Below are 17,461 nucleotides of genomic sequence, written 5' to 3' on the forward strand. Positions count from 1 at the left end.
GCCGGCCCCCGCCCCCCCCGCCCCCCCGGCTGGGGGGCCCCGCCGCCCCCCGCGCCGCCCCCGGCGCCCCCCCGGGGGGGCCCCGGGGCCCGCGACGGCTACTCGCGCAGCATGCGATCGGCGACCGCGCGGGCCGCCGTGCCGTCGTCCAGGTCGCAGAACGTGCGGCGGAACTCCTCGTACGCCTCGGCGTGCGGGGCCGCCGCGCGCTCCGGGTCCCGCAGCGCCTCGATCAGGTCCTCGCCGCTCTGGATCAGCGGGCCCGGCGCCTGCGCCTCGAAGTCGAAGTAGAAGCCGCGCAGGGTGTCCCGGTACCGCTCCAGGTCGTACGTGTAGAAGAGCATCGGGCGCCCCGTCTGGGCGAAGTCGAACATCAGCGAGGAGTAGTCGGTCACCAGCGCGTCGGATATGAGCAACAGCGAGGCCACGTCCGGGTAGTTGGTGACGTCCCGCACGAAGCCGCCGTCGTCGGCGCCCGGCACCGGACCGCACACCATGTAGTGCTTGCGCACCAGCAGCACCGTGTCGTCGCCGAGCGCCTTCTCCGCGGCCTCCAGGTCGAGGCGGAAGTCCAGTTCGTACTTCTGGAAGCCGAGCGGGCGGTCCTCGCGCCAGGTGGGCGCGTAGAGCACGAGCCGCTTGTCCTGCGGCAGCCCCAGGCACTCGCGCACCTCGGCCGCCGCCTTCTCGCGCGCGGCGGAGAACAGCAGGTCGTTGCGGGGGTAGCCGGATTCCAGGATCTCGCCCTCGTAGCAGAAGGCGCGGCGCAGGATCGGCGTGCTGAAGCTGTTCGGCGACACGAGCAGGCTCCACTGCGCGGAGCGCTCGTGCAGCGAGGCGATGTAGGCGGGGTTGGAGAACTCGCCGCCCTCCAGGTCCTTCCCGATGCGCTTGAGCGGCGTCCCGTGCCAGGTCTGCACGACGAACTGACCGTCCCGCTTCCTGAACCAGTCGGGGAGCTGACCGTTGGTGACCACGTACCGGGATCTGGCCAGGGCCTCGTACCACTCGGCGCTGTTCCGCCGCACCGCCCGTGTGCCGGGCGGCACCTCGGCCTGCTGGTCGGCGACCGTCCACAGGTGGTCGAGGCCGGTGTCGCGGGAGGCCAGCTCCTCGTACACGGCGCGCGGCGAGTCGGAGAACTGCCGCCCGTCGAAGCTGCTGTAGAGCACGGCGTCGCGCAGCGGGCGCTCGCGGAGCTTGTCCGCGTACCGGGTGCGCAGCTTGCGCTGCCGGTAGCCGCCGCGCTCGTCGGGCGCCAGCACGGACCCGGAGACCAGCAGCAGCCGGTCGTGGAAGCGCCGCTCCAGCGAGAACTCGCGCCCGCCCGCCGTGCGGGTCAGCGGCAGCGCGTTGTGCTCGGCGGGCAGCAGCCGCACCGGCGCGTCACGGTGCAGGTCGGTGGCGCCGCGGTCGCGGAAGAAGAGGTACCAGTGGCCCTCGGCGAGCGGTAGCCGCGTGCCGGGCCCCGGGATGGCGCCCGGCCGCACTCTGGCGCGAAACCGCCCGTCCGTGAGGGTGACCGGGAGCACGGCCTCGGTGAGCGACTTGCTGTGCCGCAGCACGAGCTGGACCGACTCGGAGTCCTCGGCGCCGTCGCTCTCCTCGCGCGGGAAGCTGCCCTCCAGCACGAGCTCCGCTCCGCTGCCGTCCTCTTCCTCGCCGGGCTCCCAGTGGGCGCCGTCGGTGACCGGCTGGAGCGTCTGGTCGCAGAGGACCAGGTTCCCGTACGCGCTGACCGTGACGCACAGTTCGCGGGACAGGCCGCCGAGCCTGTGGTCCAGGCCGAGCGGATAGCGGCCCAGGTCGGTGCGGCCGCGCACCGCGAGCGAGAGCTGCCGCCCGTCGTCCTCGTCCGTGTCCGGTTCCGCCTGGGCGCCCAGCACCAGCCGTACGCCCCACGGCTCCGTGCGGCGCGGCTCGGCGTCGCGCGCGGGCCCCCGCGCGGGCAGCGGCATCCCGGCGCGCGCCTCCTCCAGCTCGGCGAGCGGCACACGCGCGGTGAAGGAGCGCCACGCGCCCGACTCCCCCTCGCGGCCGCCCCACTCCACGGGGCACGCGGCCCCGGCCTCGGAGTGCCAGTGCCGCAGCCGCAGCGCGGCGGGACCTCCCACGCCGGGCTCGTCGGCGCGCACCGCGCCCTCCAGCAGGACGTGCGCCCCGTCCCTGCGGTGCCCGTCCAGCCGCGCGGCGACCTGCTCCACCTGGAGCTGGAGCCGCTTCTTGCGGAAGGAGGGGACCACCCTGGTGTGCTCGTCCAGGTAGTGCACGGCGGGAGCGGTCACGCCGCCGTCGTTGCCGAGCCCGCCGCGCCGGGCCAGGCCGCCGTGCAGCAGCGCGATGTCGAGCTGCCACGCGGCGCTGCGCCGCTTGGTGCGCAGCCTGCGCGGGTCGACGACGATCTCGAAACCGGCACGGTCGTAGCGGTGCAGGTCCTGTCCTGACTGGTACGTGGCCTCAGGCGAGCGCACGGTGCGCACCCGCAGCGGCAGCACGCGCTTCTTGCCCAGCCGCGCGACGGCGGTCTTCAGCGCGCGGTGCGGGGCGTCGGCGGGGAGGTTGCGTATGTAGGCGTAGCCGCGCAGATACAGCTTGCCGTCCCGCCACACGGCCTCCTGCAGGCGGCTGACCAGCGGAAGGTCGCCCTTTCCGAGGGTGAGCAGGCGGCGCGGGACCAGACCCTTGGGCACGGTCGGATACCGCGCGAATCTTCGCCGCAGCCCGCGCACCGCGAACGCGCGGTGGTTGTCCTGCTCGAACTCCAGCAGCTCCAGCAGCTCGGGCAGCCGCCGCTCGCGCACCAGCCGCCACTTGACCCGCAGGTCCAGGGGCAGCCCCTCCTGCACGGCGGCGCCCGCCTCCTCGGCGATGGCGCCCGCGTGGTCGAGGAACGCCTGGCGGAACGTCTCGTCACCCTGCGGCAGCCCGTCCAGGAAGGGCCACAGGTGCCAGGAGAGCGCCTGGCCGTCGAAGTCGCGCCGGTGCTCGGGCGCGGCCTCGCCGTAGTGCTTCCCGAGGAACGCGCTGACCGAGCGCACCGCGGCCGCCCGGTCCCGTACGCCCTCGGGCGAGGTGCGCCGCTCCTGCGTGGCCGCCTGGTGCGCGCCGGTGCGCTCGCGCCAGTGGTAGACGGGCTCGGCCAGCACGTCCACGGCCGTCGCCAGGTGGTGCGCGGGCTGCACCACGGGCAGCGCCTCGTCCCTGCCGTCCTCGGGAAAGGCCAGCTCATGGGCGTCCCAGAAGGACCTGCGGAACACCTTGTTGCACACCGTGCGGTCGTACCGCAGCAGCCGGTCACCGGTGATGTGCGTGGCGAGCCGGGTCGTGCGGGCCGGCCGGAACAGCCAGGAGGACTGGCGCAGTTCGCCGTTGGTGCGCAGCCGCATCACATTGCCGACGGCCAGATCGGAGCCCGACTCCTCCAGCGCGTCCAGCATCAGCCCGTAGGCGTCGGGCGGTACGACGTCGTCGCCGTCGGCGAAGGCCAGGAACGCCGCCTCGGCGTGCGCCGCGCGGACCCCCGCGTTGCGGGCCGCGCCGGGCCCCGAGTGCTCCTGCTCCAGCACCCGGAACCGGGGGTCGCCGTCGGCGAACCGCCGGGCCACCGCCGCCGTCCCGTCCGTCGAGCCGTCGTCCACCACCACGACTTCCAGCGCGTCCACACGCTGCTCGGCGAGCGAGGTCAGACACGCCTCGATATAGGGCTCGACATCGCGTACGGGGACGACGACGGACAGGCGGGGCACCATGCGCGCGGGACCTTTCTCGGCGGATGTCAGCGGCCGTGTGCGGATATGAGCCCGCTCGGCAGATCGCTGAATGAGGGATTCCGGCACTTCATGCGCGGACAGTACGCCCCGCTCGAAACCCTTGTCACATCAGCCAACTGCCCACAGCTCGCGCTTACATGGGCCTCACAAGGTGCGCCGCGCGCAATCTCGTACATACGCCGAGGGGCCCGGGGGAGGCTCCCCGGGCCCCGTCATGCGACGTGGACGGTCGCGGCGCTCAACGGCGCTTGCGGCTCCGCACGATGGCGCGCGTGACGATGGGCGGCAGCAGGTCCTTCGCCAGCTTCTTGGCGCGCGAGGAGGCCGGCGCGGGGACGGCGGCGCGGGGCGCCGCGCCGTTGCGCGCTTCGGCCGGGGTGGCCTGCCTGGCCACCTTCGCTGCGCCGCTCTTGGCGTGCTTCGACACCGGCAGCGCGGGGCGCTTGGCCTTCTTGCCGACGGCCAGCAGCAGCTTGTGCCCGGCGACCTCCTGCATCTGGAGCCAGCAGTCGCCGCGCTCCTTGAGCTCCTTGTAGAGCTCGTCCTGCACGGGCTTGGGGTCGCCCCAAGTGCCGTAGAACTTCTGGCCGCTGACGCAGATGGGCTTGAGGTCGCCCTCGGTCACCGCCTGCCAGACCGCGCAGGAGACACCCGGGGTGTGCTCGGAGCGGTAGTCGTCCATGACCACGATGCCGTCGTCCTTGAGCGCGTTGCGCGCCGCGGCGATGTCCGGCCACACGTGCTCGTACAGGTGCGAGGCGTCGATGTGGATGAAACGGCAGCTGTCGTCCTCCACCTCGTCGGGTACGACGGAGGTCGGCGCCTGGATGATGCGCGGCAGCTCGTCGTGGAAGGAGAGGTAGTTGGCCTCGAAGGCACGGCGCGTCAGCGTGGAGTAAGAGCCGTGCATCTCGCTCTGGTTGTGCTCGTCGGGAGCATCGGAGTCGAAGAGGTCACACACGGTGAACGTCTCGTCGTCCCTGAGGTAGGAGCGCATCATGATCGCGCTCTTGCCCATGTAGGCGCCCATTTCGAGCAGGTCGCCGTGCTGGTCCAGACGTGCCTGGCGCTCCAGGAACCAGTCGAACAGCACGATATCGCCGTTGAAGAACCAGCCCTTGACGTCGTAGAAGCTCTGCGGCTTGGGCAGCTTCTCGGCGTCGGCGTCGGCGGAGTTGGTGGAAGGTGTTGCTGCGGTTGTCATGCGGAGCGCATCTCCTCAGACGACGGGAGCATCTCTGGGCAGCGTAAGCCCATCGGCCCTGTATATAGGGCCCGTGCCGGCATTCGCGAATCGAACCCCGCCCGACCGGGAGGCGTTCCACCGGGCGACCGGCGGCGTCCACTGAAGGTTCAACTGCCGTTGGACGCCCGGGTAACGGGAGCCGTCGGGTCGAAGGCGTCAAAGGCCGTGCGGCGGTGCTGTCCCGGCGAGACCGGTTCCAGCCAGCGCGGGAACCGGGGTTCGACGAGTGGGCGGAGAGCGTAACGCACGGGCGCGGTGCTCAGCAGCAGTGCCAGCGCAACGGTGGCGCACACGAGCACGGCTGCACCGAGGATCCCCGCGTTGTACACGGTCTCGTAACCGCCGAGTCCCTCGAATGTCTTGAGCGCCAGGCCGTGCAGCAGGTACGGGAACATCGTGGCCGCGCCCAGCGCGGTGATCGGCAGCTCGCGCCGCGGGATCAGTGCGAGGAACGCGAGCGAGAGCACCGCGCTGACCCCGAAGAGCGCGATGCGCATCCCGATGTAGACCGGCGCCGAGACCCCGAGCGTGTCGTTGTCCATCTGCATCAGGAGCCAGTTGGAGGTCACGTACGGGGCGACCGCCCAGGACCCTGCGAGCGCGAGGACCATGGTCAAGAAGGCGTACCGCTTGGGGATGCGGGCGCGCAGCGCGCGGAAGTGCTCGCGGCGCAGCTTCAGTCCGAGCACGAACCAGGGGAGGAAGGTCAAAACCCTGGAAAGACTCAGTTCATAACCGGCATTGACCACGCCGGACAGGATCGAGAGCCCGATGGCGATCGCCACGGGCCAGCGCACCGAGCGCCACAGCGGAGCGGTGATCCGCCAGATGAACAGCGCGACCATGAACCAGAGCAGATAGTCCGGCGTGAGCAGCGTGGTCTTGAACTCGCGGCCCCAGGCGATCTTGTAGACCGCCTGGTACAGCACATAGAAGATCACATAGGGGACCAGCACCCCGGAGATCAGCTTTCTGATCTGGTCGGGGCGGCCGGTGAAACTCCGCGAGAAGTACCCGCACATGAGCACGAACACCGGCATGTGGAACGAGTAGATCACCATGTACACCGCGGTGACCGCGCGCATGTCACCGGCGATCGGGCCCAGGCCGTGCCCCACGGCGACCAGTACCACCAGCAGGTACTTGGAGTTGTCGAAAAACGGGTCGCGGCCGGCGGAACCGCCCGCCGGCTGGGAGACCACGGCGGGCTTGGCGGACGCCTCAGGAGCGGGGGGCGAGGCGTCCGCGGGAGCGGAGGAGAGACGGGGGAGGTTGAAGGTGTCGGTGGACATTGCCTCAGACGGTAAGCGCGAAAGCTGTGTTTGGGGACATGGGCCATGCAATCGGCAGCCCGAAAGAGCGAAATCGGCCATCGTCCGGGCACCGGCGACCCCCGGAACCGGGTCGAATCGCCCCGGCGAAACGGTCATAGAGCCTTGATCGTCCAGATCCTCCCTATACGTCAAGTCACACGAAGTCGCATCGTCAACCCAGGAAAGGAACAATACACATGAAGCGGACATATACCGACGTACGGGGACCTCCACGGGCAAGGAAGCTGGACGGCAGATGAAAATCCTGGACGCCAGATGAAAATTGCGTTCCTGCTGGACAACGCGTACGGCATCGGCGGGACGATCAGGTCCGTCGTGAACCTCTCCGGAGCGCTCGCCGGCCGGCACACCGTCGAGGTGGTCAGCCTCCGCCGGCACGTCGCGCGCCCTGCCCTGCCCTTCGACCCGCGGGTGACCCTGACCCCGCTCATCGACCTGCGCCCGGACTCGCCCGCCTATGACGGCGACGACCCGCTGCTGCACCGGCCCAGCGAGCGCTTCGCCGAGGGCGGCGACCACTTCAGGCGCTCCATCGCGACCCGCCTCGGGGACGTGCGGGTGCGCGGCTGGCTGCGCGCGACCGACGCGGACGTGGTGATCGCCACCCGCCCCAAGCTCAACGACTACCTGGCCGCCTACGGAGACGACCGCTATCTGCGCATCGGCCAGGAGCACCTCACCCACGCGATGCACAGCGCGCACACCCGCTCACATCAGGACACCGCCGTCGCCGGCCTGGACGCCTTCGTCACGGTCTCGTACGCGGACGCCGCCGACTACCGCGCCGCCGTCCCCGGCAGCAGCGACCGGCCCGCCGCGCGCGGGGTCACCGTGGTCTGCGTGCCCAACGCCGTGCCGGCCCCCGGGGTCGAACCCTCGGACGGGGAGAGCAGGTTGATCGTCGCGGCGGGCCGCCTGATCAAGGTGAAGCGCTACGACAGGCTGCTGCGCGCCTTCGCCCTGGTGGCCGAAAAGCACCCCGACTGGACGCTGCGTCTGTACGGCCGCGGCAAACGCGAGGGGGCGCTGCGCGAGCTGATCGACCGCCTCGGCCTGTCCGACCGCGCCTTCCTCATGGGTGCGCACTCCCCGCTCGACCCCGAGTGGGCCAAGGGCGCCGTCGCCGCCGTCTCCTCGGACGCCGAGTCCTTCGGGATGACCCTGGTCGAGGCGATGCACTGCGGCGTCCCCGTGGTCAGCACCGACTGCCCGTACGGCCCCGGCGAGATCATCACCAACGGCCGGGACGGGCTGCTCACCCCGCTCGCCGGCCAGGAGAGCACCACCGTGCGCGCGTACGCCGACGCGCTGCTCCAGCTCATCGAGAACCCGGAGCAGCGGCGCGCGATGGGCGCGGCCGCGCTGGAGAAGGCGCAGCGCTACGCGCCGGAGCGGATCGCCGCCGAGTACGAGCAGCTCATCGAGGGGCTGAGCGCGGCGCGCTCCATCCGGCGCAGGAACGCCGCCGAACACCCGCCGCCCGCCTCCCCGTTGCCGGCGCGGGCCGCGCCCCCGCCGCTGCGCGCCCGGCTGCGCCGCGCCCTCGCCCCGTACGCGCGCCCCATCCTGCGGGTGCTGCGCGGGAAGCGGCCCTCGGACGGGCGCCCGCTGCCCGCGCAGCACGCCAGGGTGCGGTCCTGTGCCGACGGCTCGCTGACCGTCCTGCTGGACGCCGCCGGACTGCCGCGCGGCGAGCTGTCCCTGCTGCTCCGCGCCCGCAACAGGCCGGAGGCCGAGCCCGTACGGATCCCGGTCGACCGCTCCCGCACCCGGGACGGCATGACGGAGGTACGCGTCGAGCGCGGGGCACACCGGCTGCTGCCCGAGGCCCGCTGGGACACGTACGTGGAGCGCGCCGCCGACGGCCGCCGCAGGCGCGTCCGCGCCGAACTCGTGGAGACCGCGCGGCTGTTGACCTCCCCCGCCCCCTACGACCCCGAGGACGGAGCGCTCGCGCCGTGGGTGCCGTACACGACCGTCGACGGCTTCCTGGCCGTACGCGCCTGGCACCGCCCGTCACACGCCGAGGTCACCGGCATCGCCCTGGAACGGCGCGGCTACCGGGTGCGGGCACGGCTGTACGGGGAGGCAGGCGCGGGCGAAGAACCCCTGGTGGTGGGGGTGCCGCGCGGCGAGAAGGGGCACGGCTTCGAGCTGCCGGTGCGGATCCTGGCGGGGCCCGACTCCGGGTCGGGCCCGGTGATCGAGTGCGAGATCCCGTACGAGCTGCCGGCCGCGCTGGACTCCGGTGGCGGGAAGGCCACCTGGGACCTGTGGCTCCGCCCCTCCCCCGAGGCGCCGGCGATCCGCCTGTCCCGCCTCTTGGACGACCAACACGACCGCCGAGCAACGGATGTGACCCCACAGGTACCGCTGGGAGACACGGGGTTGGGAGTACGCCTGGCGTTCTCTGCGGCTAATGATCTAGCTCTCCGCCTCACAGGCGTGGGCAGTCGTTCCGTCGGGGCGGAACGGGTGGGCACGCCGGAACCGCAAGCCGCGAGGCCCCCGCAACCCCGCACCTGACCAGGCGAAAGGGGGCGCCCCCTAGGGCGCCCCCATCGGTTCACCTGTTGCTGCGCAGCAGCGTCCGCATGGTCCGCATCGCAACGGACAGATTCGCGAGATCGAAGCTCTCGGACGACTGGATCTCATCCAGCGTCGCCCGCGCCCGCGACAGCACCGTCGCGTTCTTCGCCTCCCACGCCTCGTACCGCTGCGAGGGCGTCGCCGAGTCGTCCGGCGCCGCCAGCACGTCGGCGGTGAGCAGCTGGTGCGCCGCGTACAGGTCCTCGCGGATCGCGGCGCGCGCCATCGACTGCCAGCGGTCGGTCCGCGGCAGCTCGCTCACCCGCTGCTGGAGCTGGGTGATGCCCAGCTCGTCGGCGAGGTCGTAGTACACCGCGGCGACGTCCAGCAGCTCGTGTCCTGTGCGCTCGGCGACCGCGACCACGTCCAGCGCGGGGAAGGCGGCGGAGAAGCCCGCCACCCGCAGCGCCAGGTCCGAGGGGACTCCGGCCGACTCCAGCTGCTCGTACACCTCGCGGTGCGTCTCCTGGTCGTCGCCCTTGAGGAGCTTGGGCAGCTCGGCCCAGACCTCCTCGACCCGCTCGCCGAACAGCTCGATGGTCTCGGCCAGTTGGAGCGGCTGCGGGCGGTTGTTGAGCAGCCAGCGGGTGCCGCGCTCGACCAGGCGCCTGGCCTGCAGCCTGATGCTGGTCAGCACCTCGTCGGCGACCTTGTTGTCCAGGGCTTCCGCGGCGTCCCAGATCTCGTTCAGCCGGAAGATCGCGCGAGAGGCGGTGTGCGCCCGCACGATCTCCTCGGTCGAGGCGCCAGACTCCTCCTTGAGGCGGTGCAGGAAGGTCGTACCACCGGTGTTCACCGTGTCGTTGACCAGCAGCGTCGTGACGATCTCGCGGCGCAGCGCGTGCTTGTCGATGTGCTCGGCGAACCGCTCGCGCAGGGCACGCGGGAAGTACACGTGCGCCAGCCGCGCCAGATACGGGTCGTCCGGCAGGCCCGTGCCGATCAGCTCGTCGGTCACCGTGATCTTGGTGTACGCCAGGAGCACGGCGAGCTCGGGCTGGGTGAGGCCCTGCCCGTTGGTCATCCGCTCGCGGATCTGCTTGTCGCCCGGCAGGAACTCCAGGCCGCGGTTGAGCTTGCCGTCCTTGACGAGCTTCCGCATGTACCGCTGGTGGGCGTGGAGCAGGCTCGGGGAGCCCTCGACGGCGTTGGCGAGCGCGGTGTTCTGCGCGTAGTTGTTGCGCAGGACCAGCTCGCCGACCTCGTCGGTCATCTCGGCCAGCAGCTTGTTGCGCTGCTTGACCGTCATGTCGCCCTCCCTGACCAGGGAGTTGAGCAGGATCTTGATGTTCACCTCGTGGTCGGAGGTGTCCACGCCGGCGCTGTTGTCGATCGCGTCGGTGTTGACCCTGCCGCCCTGCCGCGCGAACTCGATGCGGCCGAGCTGGGTGAGGCCGAGGTTGCCGCCCTCGCCGACGACCTTGGCGCGCAGGTCCTGGCCGTCCACGCGGATCGCGTCGTTGGCCTTGTCGCCGACGTCCGCGTTCGTCTCGGTGGAGGCCTTCACGTACGTGCCGATGCCGCCGTTCCACAGCAGGTCGACCGGCGCCGAGAGGATCGCCTTCATCAGCTCGGCCGGGGTCATCTTGGTGACGCCCTGCGCGATGCCCAGCGCCTCCCGCACCTGCGGGGTGATCGGCACCGACTTGGCGCTGCGCGGGTGCACGCCGCCGCCCGCGGAGATCAGCTCGGTGTTGTAGTCCGCCCAGGAGCTGCGGGGCAGCTCGAACATGCGGCGGCGCTCGGCGTACGAGGTGGCCGCGTCGGGATTCGGGTCGAGGAAGATGTGCCGGTGGTCGAACGCGGCCACCAGCCGGATGTGCTCGGACAGCAGCATGCCGTTGCCGAACACGTCACCCGACATGTCGCCGACGCCCGCCGCCGTGAAGTCCTCGGTCTGGGTGTCGTGGCCCAGCTCGCGGAAGTGCCGCTTGACCGACTCCCAGGCGCCGCGGGCGGTGATGCCCATGCCCTTGTGGTCGTACCCCGCCGAGCCGCCGGAGGCGAAGGCGTCGCCGAGCCAGAAGCCGTACGCCTCGGCGACCTCGTTGGCGATGTCGGAGAAGGTCGCGGTGCCCTTGTCGGCCGCGACGACGAGGTAGGTGTCGTCGCCGTCCCTGCGGACCACGTCCTTGGGCGGCACGACCTCGCCGCCGACCAGGTTGTCGGTGATGTCGAGCAGACCCGAGATGAAGGTCTTGTAGCAGGCGATGCCCTCGGCCTGCCAGGCGTCCCGGTCCACCGAGGGGTCGGGCAGCCGCTTGCCGACGAACCCGCCCTTGGCGCCGACCGGCACGATGACGGTGTTCTTCACCTCCTGCGCCTTGACCAGCCCGAGGATCTCCGTACGGAAGTCCTCCCTGCGGTCCGACCAGCGCAGACCGCCGCGCGCGACCTTGCCGAAGCGCAGGTGCACGCCCTCGACGCGCGGCGAGTAGACCCAGATCTCGAACGCGGGCCGGGGCGCCGGGAGGTCGGGGATCTCCTGCGGGTCCAGCTTCATCGAGATGTAGTTGTGCGGGCCGCCCTGCGAGTCCTTCTGGAAGTAGTTGGTGCGCAGGGTGGCCTGGATGACGGTGAGGAAGGAACGCAGGATGCGGTCCTCGTCCAGGCTGGCCACCTGGTCGAGGGCGCCGTTCAGCTCCTCCATCAGCCCGTCGGTCAGCTCGTGCCCGGCGCCGGTGCGCTCCGGCGACATCCGGGCCTCGAAGAGGCTGACCAGCAGGCGCGTGGTGTGCACGTTGTGCCGGAGCGTGTCCTCCATGTAGCTCTGGCTGAAGGTGGCGCCCGCCTGGCGCAGATACTTCGCGTACGCGCGCAGCACCATCGCCTGACGCCATGTCAGGCCGGCGGACAGGACGAGGGAGTTGAGCCCGTCGTTCTCCGCCTGGCCCGTCCAGACCGCGGCGAACGCCTCCTGGAACCGCTCCCTGGCGTCCTCGCCCAGCTCCTGCGGGTGGCGCTCGGCCATCTTGGAGGGGAGCCGCAGCCCGAAGTCGTACACCCAGGCGCGGGTGCGGTCGGAGGCGCGCAGCTCATAGGGCCGCTCGTCGACGACCTCGACGCCCATCGCCTGGAGCACCGGCAGCACGGCTGACAGCGACACCGGGCTGCCGGTACGGAAGATCTTGAAGCGGCGCTCGCCGGGGGCCGCGCCGACCGGCTCGTACAGGCTCAGCGAGAAGTCGCCGTGCGCGCCCTCGCCCGCCTGGCCCTTGGCGCTCGCGGCCTGGACCTGCTCCCTGCCGCCGCCCTCGGCCACCCGCTCCAGGTGCTCGATGTGCTGGAGGTCGGCGACGGCGGCGCGCGGCGGGAAGTCCGCCTTGTACCCCTCGGGGAAGGCGTTGGCGCCCCAGCGGTGGGTGAGCTCGGCCGCCTGCTCCTCGCCGCACTCGGCGACCAGCGCCTCGGCGAAGCCGTCGGCCCAGGAGCGCGCGGCCTCGGCGAGCCTGGCCTCGATCCGGTCGGCCTCCGCGTCGGTCATCTCGGGCAGCGAGGCGCCGGGCTCCACGCGGATCACGAAGTGCAGCCGGGAGAGCACCGATTCGGTGTTCCAGGCGGTGAAGTCGACGTTGGTGCCGCCGAGCTCCTCGCTGAGGATGTCGATCAGCCGCAGCCGCACACCGGTGGTGTAGCGGTCGCGGGGCAGGTAGACCAGCGCCGAGAAGTAGCGTCCGTACTCGTCGCGGCGCAGATACAGCCGCAGCTTGCGGCGCTCCTGCAGATAGAGCACCGAGGTGACGATCTCGCGCAGCCGGTCGGCCGGGGTCTGGAAGAGCTCGTCGCGCGGATACGTCTCGAGGATCTGGAGCAGGTCGCGGCCCGCGTGGCTGTCCGGCGTGAAGCCCGAGGTGGCCAGCACCTCCTCGACCTTGCGGCGGATGACGGGGACCCGGCGCACCGACTCGGTGTACGCCGCGGAGGAGAACAGGCCCAGGAAGCGCCGCTCACCGACGACGTTGCCCTCGGCGTCGAACTTCTTGACCCCGACGTAGTCCAGATACGAGGAACGGTGCACCGTGGCGCGGCTGTTGGCCTTCGTCAGCACCAGCAGCCTGTGCTCGCGCGCCTTCTTGCGCGCGTCTGCCGGCAGCCGGTTGAACGACGGCGAGACCGGGTGGCCCTCGTCGCTGTCCTCGCTGTGGTGCGGGTCGGAGCGCAGGATGCCGAGGCCCGTGCCGGGCACCGGGGAGAGGATCAGCTCCTCCTGGTCGTCCGCGCGCTCCTCGGAGAGCTCATACTCCCGGTAGCCGAGGAAGGTGAAGTGGTCGTCGGCGAGCCAGCGCAGCAGCTCACGGGCCTCGCCGACCTCGCGCTGGTCGAGGTCGGCGGCCAGCGGCTCGCCGTCCAGCTCCTCGGAGATGCGCTCGGCGGCGCCGCGCATCTTCTGCCAGTCCTCGACGGCCTCGCGCACGTCCGAGAGCACCCGCAGCAGATCGCCATTGATCCGCTGGAGGTCTTCACGGTCCGTCTCGCGGTCGATCTCGACGTGGATCCAGGACTCGGTGACCGCGTCGTGCGGCAGCTCCTCGCGCTGCCGCCCGCCGTCGGGGGTGTACGGGTCGCGCCCCGCGTCCAGCACCTCCAGGAGCGTGCCGGTCACATCGCGGCGCACGACCACCTGCGGGTGGATGACCACGTGGATGCCGCGGCCGACGCGGGACAGCTCGTTGGTGACCGAGTCCACCAGGAACGGCATGTCGTCGGTGACGACCTCGACCACGGTGTGGGTGCAGGTCCAGCCGTGCTCGTCCACGGTCGGGGTGTAGACCCGCACGTTCGCCGTGCCCTGCGGGCGCTCCTGGGCGAGGCGGTAGTGCGCGAGCGTGGCGCCGAGGATGTCGACCGGGTCGCGGTCGGCCAGGTCCTCCGGGGCGGTGTGCAGGTAGTAGCGCTGGAGGAGCGCCTCAAGGGCGCCGTTCTCGAGCCCCCGGACCGGATGGTTTCCTCCGGCGGAACTCTGCTCGGCTACCCGGGCGGCTTCCGCCAGCCGCTCGGCCTTTGCTTCGTCCAGCTTGGTCTGCATGTCCTCTGGCTCCTGTCGCGCGCCGTTGCGTGACGTCGGGTACGGCGGTGGCACGGCGCGGAACGCGGGATGTCGTCCGTTCGGATTCGGCGCCGGGCCGTGGGATACGACCAGCGGCGCCCCGAGCGCTGTTGCGCGGCGGGCGCGGCTCCGTGACGCCGCTGCGGGCGTCTCCGGGAGATATCGCGCTGATCACGTACGTAAGGCTATCGCCCCGGGCCGGGAGCCCGTCATGGGCCGTATGTGTACAAAACCGGGGCCCTCTCTTTGACGATCCGGACAGCGCGCGGGAGCGCACTCGCATGCATGCCCGCGCGCCCCCGCGCTCCGTGCGGACGGGCACCTTGGCAACGGCCGTGTCCGCAGGCACCTTGGGCACAGGCGCGGGCCGAACCGTCCGCGGTCCGTGCGCGAGCGCACCACGGAGGTGGCCATGACCGCGAACATCCTGCTGGTGACCGGCGACGCCGCCGAGTCCCTCGAGGTGCTCTACCCCTACCAGCGGCTGCGCGAAGAGGGTTACAACGTGCACATCGCCGCCCCTTCCCGTAAGACGCTGCGCTTCGTCGTCCACGACTTCGAGGACGGCTTCGACACCTACACCGAGAAACCCGGCTACACCTGGCCCGCCGATCTGGCCTTCGCCGAGATCGACCCGGCGCACTACGCGGCGCTGGTGATCCCCGGCGGCAGGGCGCCCGAATACCTGCGCAACGACCCCGAACTCCGCCGGATCCTCAAGGCGTTCTTCGACGCGGACAAGCCCGTCGCGCAGACCTGCCACGGCCCGCTGCTCACCGCCGCCGTGGACGCCCTGGACGGCCGTCGCGTCACCGCCTATCCCGCGCTGGAGCGGGACGTGCGGACGGCGGGCGCGACCTTCCAGGACGCCGAGGCGGTGGTCGACGGGACCCTGGTCTCCGCCCGCACCTGGGCCGACAACTCCAGCTGGATGCGGGAGTTCCTGACGGTGCTGCGGGCGAAGGCGCCGGTGAATCCCTGAGCCTTGGGGCCCTGAGCCTTGGCCCTGTGGCTTTGTACGGGTTGCTGCGGGCGGTCGCTCAGCACTCCGTGGGCCGCCCGGCCGCCGCTCAGCGCCCCGTGGCAGCGGCGGCTATGCGCTCCGCCTCCTCGACGGCCTCCTCCAGGCTGTCGACCACCGGGACCCCGGCCTCCTCCAGGCTGCCCCTGCTGTGCGAGCCGCCTGTGTAGAGCACCGCTCCCGCGCCCGCGCCGCGCGCCGCCAGCGCGTCGTCGAGCGCGTCGCCGATCACCACGGTGCGGTCGGGCCGCACGCCGCCCACCGCGGCCAGCTCCCGCAGGTGAGCGGCCATCTGCGGGCTCTTGCCCGGACCCTGCGCGTCAGGACGCAGCGGGCCGTCCGCACCGTCCACCCGCAGGAAGTGCCGCTCGACGTCCATCGACCGCACCAGCGTGAGCAGTTGAGTGTGCGGGGCCAGCGAGCACAGCGACTGCGTGGAGCCCGCCGCGCTGCGCCTGCCCAGCAGCTCCGCCGCGCCCTCGGCGAGACCCACACCGGTCAGCCGCGTCTCGTACTCCCGGTGGAAGGTCTCGTCCATGACCTTCCACTCCTCCTCGGTGGGCAGCCGCCCCATGAGCCGCTCGTAGAAGCGCGGCACCGGGACGCAATACAGCTCCCGATAGCGCTCCAGCGAGATGCGCTCCATGCCCAGCGCCTCGAACGTGGCGTTGGTCGCCGCTATCACCGCGTGGATGTCGTGCAGCAGCGTGCCGTTCCAGTCCCAGACGATGTGCGCGCCACGTCCGTCGCCGTTCCCCAATCCCATGGACACGACCGTACGTGCCGGGTCTGACAACGGGGTACGGAATGCCGCCCACCTGCACCGGAGCGGACCGCTCCCCTTCGCCGGGGCCCCGCTGGGGTTCCCGCCTGAGCCTCGGCCCGGCCCTCAGCCGAGCAGGGTGGGGATCTCCTGCGTCGCGTACCAGAGCAGCTCGTGGTCCTCGGCGCCGTCCACCGTGAACGCGGCGTCCTCGTCGCCCTGGTCGGCCGCGCCCAGCGCGTCGGCCGCCGCCGTCACGTCGCGCTCCGCCGTGTCAGCGTCCACGTGCACGGCCGCGGCCTTGGCCAGCCGCAGCGGGCCCGCGACCCGCACCTCCCCGATCGCCTCCTCGCCGAGGGCGTCGAAGGGCGCGGGGGTCACCGTCTTGTCCTTGGCGTCCAGCGCCACGACCACGCGCCTGCGCGGCGCCCCGGGGTCGCCGGCCAGCAGCCGCAGCGAGGCCCGCGCGGCGCGGCCCAGCGCGGCGTACTCCAGCTCCTCCGCATCCTCGGACACGTACCACTCGCGGAGCGCCGGGGTGACCCCGTAGGCACGGATCTCTTCCTGCCCTGAACCCAACTCGCCCGTCTCATGGGCCTCTTCGAGTGCGGGGAGGGTCAGGGGGACATAGACGCGCATGGCTGCCGCTTTCGTGTGTCGCCGGACGGTCTGCCCCGCCAGGATACGGGCCGCCCCGCGCCGCGGCCCGGCGCAGGGCCCGCACGAAGCCGCAGGTGACCGGCGGGTGCGGTCAACCCCGCATGCCCCGGCACTCCTGATAGGTGAACCTCTCCTGGCCCCTCCGGCCCGTTCGAAGACGCATTGCGGCCCCGTGCCCGCCGGGCTACAACCGGGTCGAGCAGCCGCACCGGCGGCCGCGACCTGCACGTCACGGGGGACGTCATGACGCACGCACGCTCCACAGCCCTGCCCGCCGCGAACAGCGCGAACAGCGCCGCTCCGGCGATCCGACCGCGCCCCGCGGCGGGCCCTCCGGCCGGTCGCCCGCCCGTACGCCGCGACACCCGGCGTCCCGGCGAGCGCGGCACCCGCGGTGCCAGGCCGGCGCCGACGCCCGTACGCCGCGATGCGCGGAGGCCGCACCACTGGTTCGCGCAGCAGCTCATGCTGGTGCTGAGCGCGCAGCGCCCGGTCAACGTGCTCTTCGGGCACGCGGACGCCGCGGTCCTCGACGCGCTGATCCGCCTCGCGCCGAGCGCACCGCTGCGGCCGAGCGCCGCCGCCATAGCCGGATCCCGTACGAGTGCGGCACCCCGTACCGGCGCCCATCACGCCACCGGCGGCCCCGCCGATCCCGCCGTACCCGCCCTCGCCGGGCTCGGCGTGCAGTTCCCCCGCCCCGGCGTGGCCGAGGTCTTCGCGCGGGTCGCCGTGTGCGGGCGGCAGCGCGCCCTGGCCTTCCGCCTGGAGGCCGTCCCCGGGAGCGCCCGCTGGCGCTGCACCGCGCTCGAACTGGGCGGCCTCGCATGAGGGTTGAACGCCTGCCGACGGGGGCCGAGCACCGGGTGAGCCCGCCGACGGGGGCCGAGCACCACACGACCCGGGCGACAGGAGCCCCGCCGACGAGGGCCGGACACAGCGCTGCGGGGCCGCCCCCGGGGCGGGGCCCCCCCGCAAACCGGGGCCCCCCCCCCCCAGAGGGGGGGGGGCCCCCCCCACGGGTGGATTTG

At 72.0% G+C, this 17,461-nt stretch carries 9 protein-coding genes; 3 read left to right on the top strand and 6 right to left on the bottom strand.

What is annotated here, in order from left to right; all coding sequences use genetic code 11:
• Window positions 1–98: 98 nt before the first annotated feature.
• The 3 genes from ABEE00_RS35640 to ABEE00_RS35650 form a co-directional block, all read right to left on the bottom strand.
• Entirely contained in the window at window positions 99–3,749 is a 3,651-nt protein-coding gene (locus ABEE00_RS35640; RefSeq protein ID WP_345749979.1) for a bifunctional glycosyltransferase/CDP-glycerol:glycerophosphate glycerophosphotransferase, read from the bottom strand.
• 259 nt (window positions 3,750–4,008) lie between these two features.
• On the bottom strand, window positions 4,009–4,974 hold the full coding sequence (locus ABEE00_RS35645) for a class I SAM-dependent methyltransferase (protein WP_345749980.1): 966 nt from the start codon (window positions 4,972–4,974) through the stop codon (window positions 4,009–4,011).
• A gap of 149 nt (window positions 4,975–5,123) precedes the next feature.
• Window positions 5,124–6,308: an acyltransferase family protein gene (locus ABEE00_RS35650; RefSeq protein WP_345749981.1), complete on the bottom strand. Its 1,185-nt coding sequence runs from the start codon at window positions 6,306–6,308 to the stop codon at window positions 5,124–5,126.
• A gap of 297 nt (window positions 6,309–6,605) precedes the next feature.
• Between ABEE00_RS35650 and ABEE00_RS35655 the strand changes: the two genes are divergently transcribed.
• The gene (locus ABEE00_RS35655; RefSeq protein WP_345749982.1) at window positions 6,606–8,876 is read left to right on the top strand and encodes a glycosyltransferase; all 2,271 of its coding nucleotides are present in this window, start codon (window positions 6,606–6,608) and stop codon (window positions 8,874–8,876) included.
• A 40-nt stretch (window positions 8,877–8,916) separates the two neighbouring features.
• On the opposite strand, the gene ABEE00_RS35660 is transcribed toward ABEE00_RS35655, so the two are convergent.
• Window positions 8,917–13,965, bottom strand: a complete 5,049-nt coding sequence (locus ABEE00_RS35660) for an NAD-glutamate dehydrogenase (protein ID WP_345749983.1) — start codon at window positions 13,963–13,965, stop codon at window positions 8,917–8,919.
• Between the two features lie 433 nt (window positions 13,966–14,398).
• Here ABEE00_RS35660 and ABEE00_RS35665 point away from each other — a divergent pair, with 433 nt between their 5' ends.
• Window positions 14,399–14,968 (top strand): DJ-1/PfpI family protein, encoded by a 570-nt coding sequence (locus tag ABEE00_RS35665; protein WP_345749984.1) that lies wholly within the window; start codon window positions 14,399–14,401, stop codon window positions 14,966–14,968.
• 88 nt (window positions 14,969–15,056) lie between these two features.
• Here ABEE00_RS35665 and ABEE00_RS35670 read toward each other — a convergent pair whose 3' ends face one another.
• A complete protein-coding gene (locus ABEE00_RS35670; RefSeq protein ID WP_345749985.1) occupies window positions 15,057–15,773 on the bottom strand; it encodes an HAD family hydrolase in 717 nt (238 codons plus the stop codon).
• 123 nt (window positions 15,774–15,896) lie between these two features.
• Window positions 15,897–16,409 carry a DUF6912 family protein gene (locus ABEE00_RS35675; RefSeq protein WP_345749986.1) on the bottom strand — a complete coding sequence of 171 codons (513 nt, stop codon included), beginning with the start codon at window positions 16,407–16,409 and terminating at the stop codon, window positions 15,897–15,899.
• 264 nt (window positions 16,410–16,673) lie between these two features.
• Here ABEE00_RS35675 and ABEE00_RS35680 point away from each other — a divergent pair, with 264 nt between their 5' ends.
• Entirely contained in the window at window positions 16,674–17,261 is a 588-nt protein-coding gene (locus ABEE00_RS35680; RefSeq protein WP_345749987.1) for an Rv3235 family protein, read from the top strand.
• The last annotated feature ends 200 nt before the right edge of the window (window positions 17,262–17,461 follow it).

This window comes from Streptomyces odontomachicola (assembly GCF_039605595.1).
Lineage (GTDB): Bacteria > Actinomycetota > Actinomycetes > Streptomycetales > Streptomycetaceae > Streptomyces.

What these genes read in the sequence shown, in the direction of transcription:
- ABEE00_RS35650 (WP_345749981.1), bottom strand. Translation starts at nt 6,308, where the DNA reads ATGTCCACCGACACCTTCAACCTCCCCCGTCTCTCCTCCGCTCCCGCG.
- ABEE00_RS35655 (WP_345749982.1), top strand. Translation starts at nt 6,606, where the DNA reads ATGAAAATTGCGTTCCTGCTGGACAACGCGTACGGCATCGGCGGGACG.
- ABEE00_RS35665 (WP_345749984.1), top strand. Translation starts at nt 14,399, where the DNA reads ATGACCGCGAACATCCTGCTGGTGACCGGCGACGCCGCCGAGTCCCTC.
- ABEE00_RS35680 (WP_345749987.1), top strand. Translation starts at nt 16,674, where the DNA reads ATGACGCACGCACGCTCCACAGCCCTGCCCGCCGCGAACAGCGCGAAC.
- ABEE00_RS35670 (WP_345749985.1), bottom strand. Translation starts at nt 15,773, where the DNA reads ATGGGATTGGGGAACGGCGACGGACGTGGCGCGCACATCGTCTGGGAC.
- ABEE00_RS35645 (WP_345749980.1), bottom strand. Translation starts at nt 4,974, where the DNA reads ATGACAACCGCAGCAACACCTTCCACCAACTCCGCCGACGCCGACGCC.
- ABEE00_RS35675 (WP_345749986.1), bottom strand. Translation starts at nt 16,409, where the DNA reads ATGCGCGTCTATGTCCCCCTGACCCTCCCCGCACTCGAAGAGGCCCAT.
- ABEE00_RS35640 (WP_345749979.1), bottom strand. Translation starts at nt 3,749, where the DNA reads ATGGTGCCCCGCCTGTCCGTCGTCGTCCCCGTACGCGATGTCGAGCCC.
- ABEE00_RS35660 (WP_345749983.1), bottom strand. Translation starts at nt 13,965, where the DNA reads ATGCAGACCAAGCTGGACGAAGCAAAGGCCGAGCGGCTGGCGGAAGCC.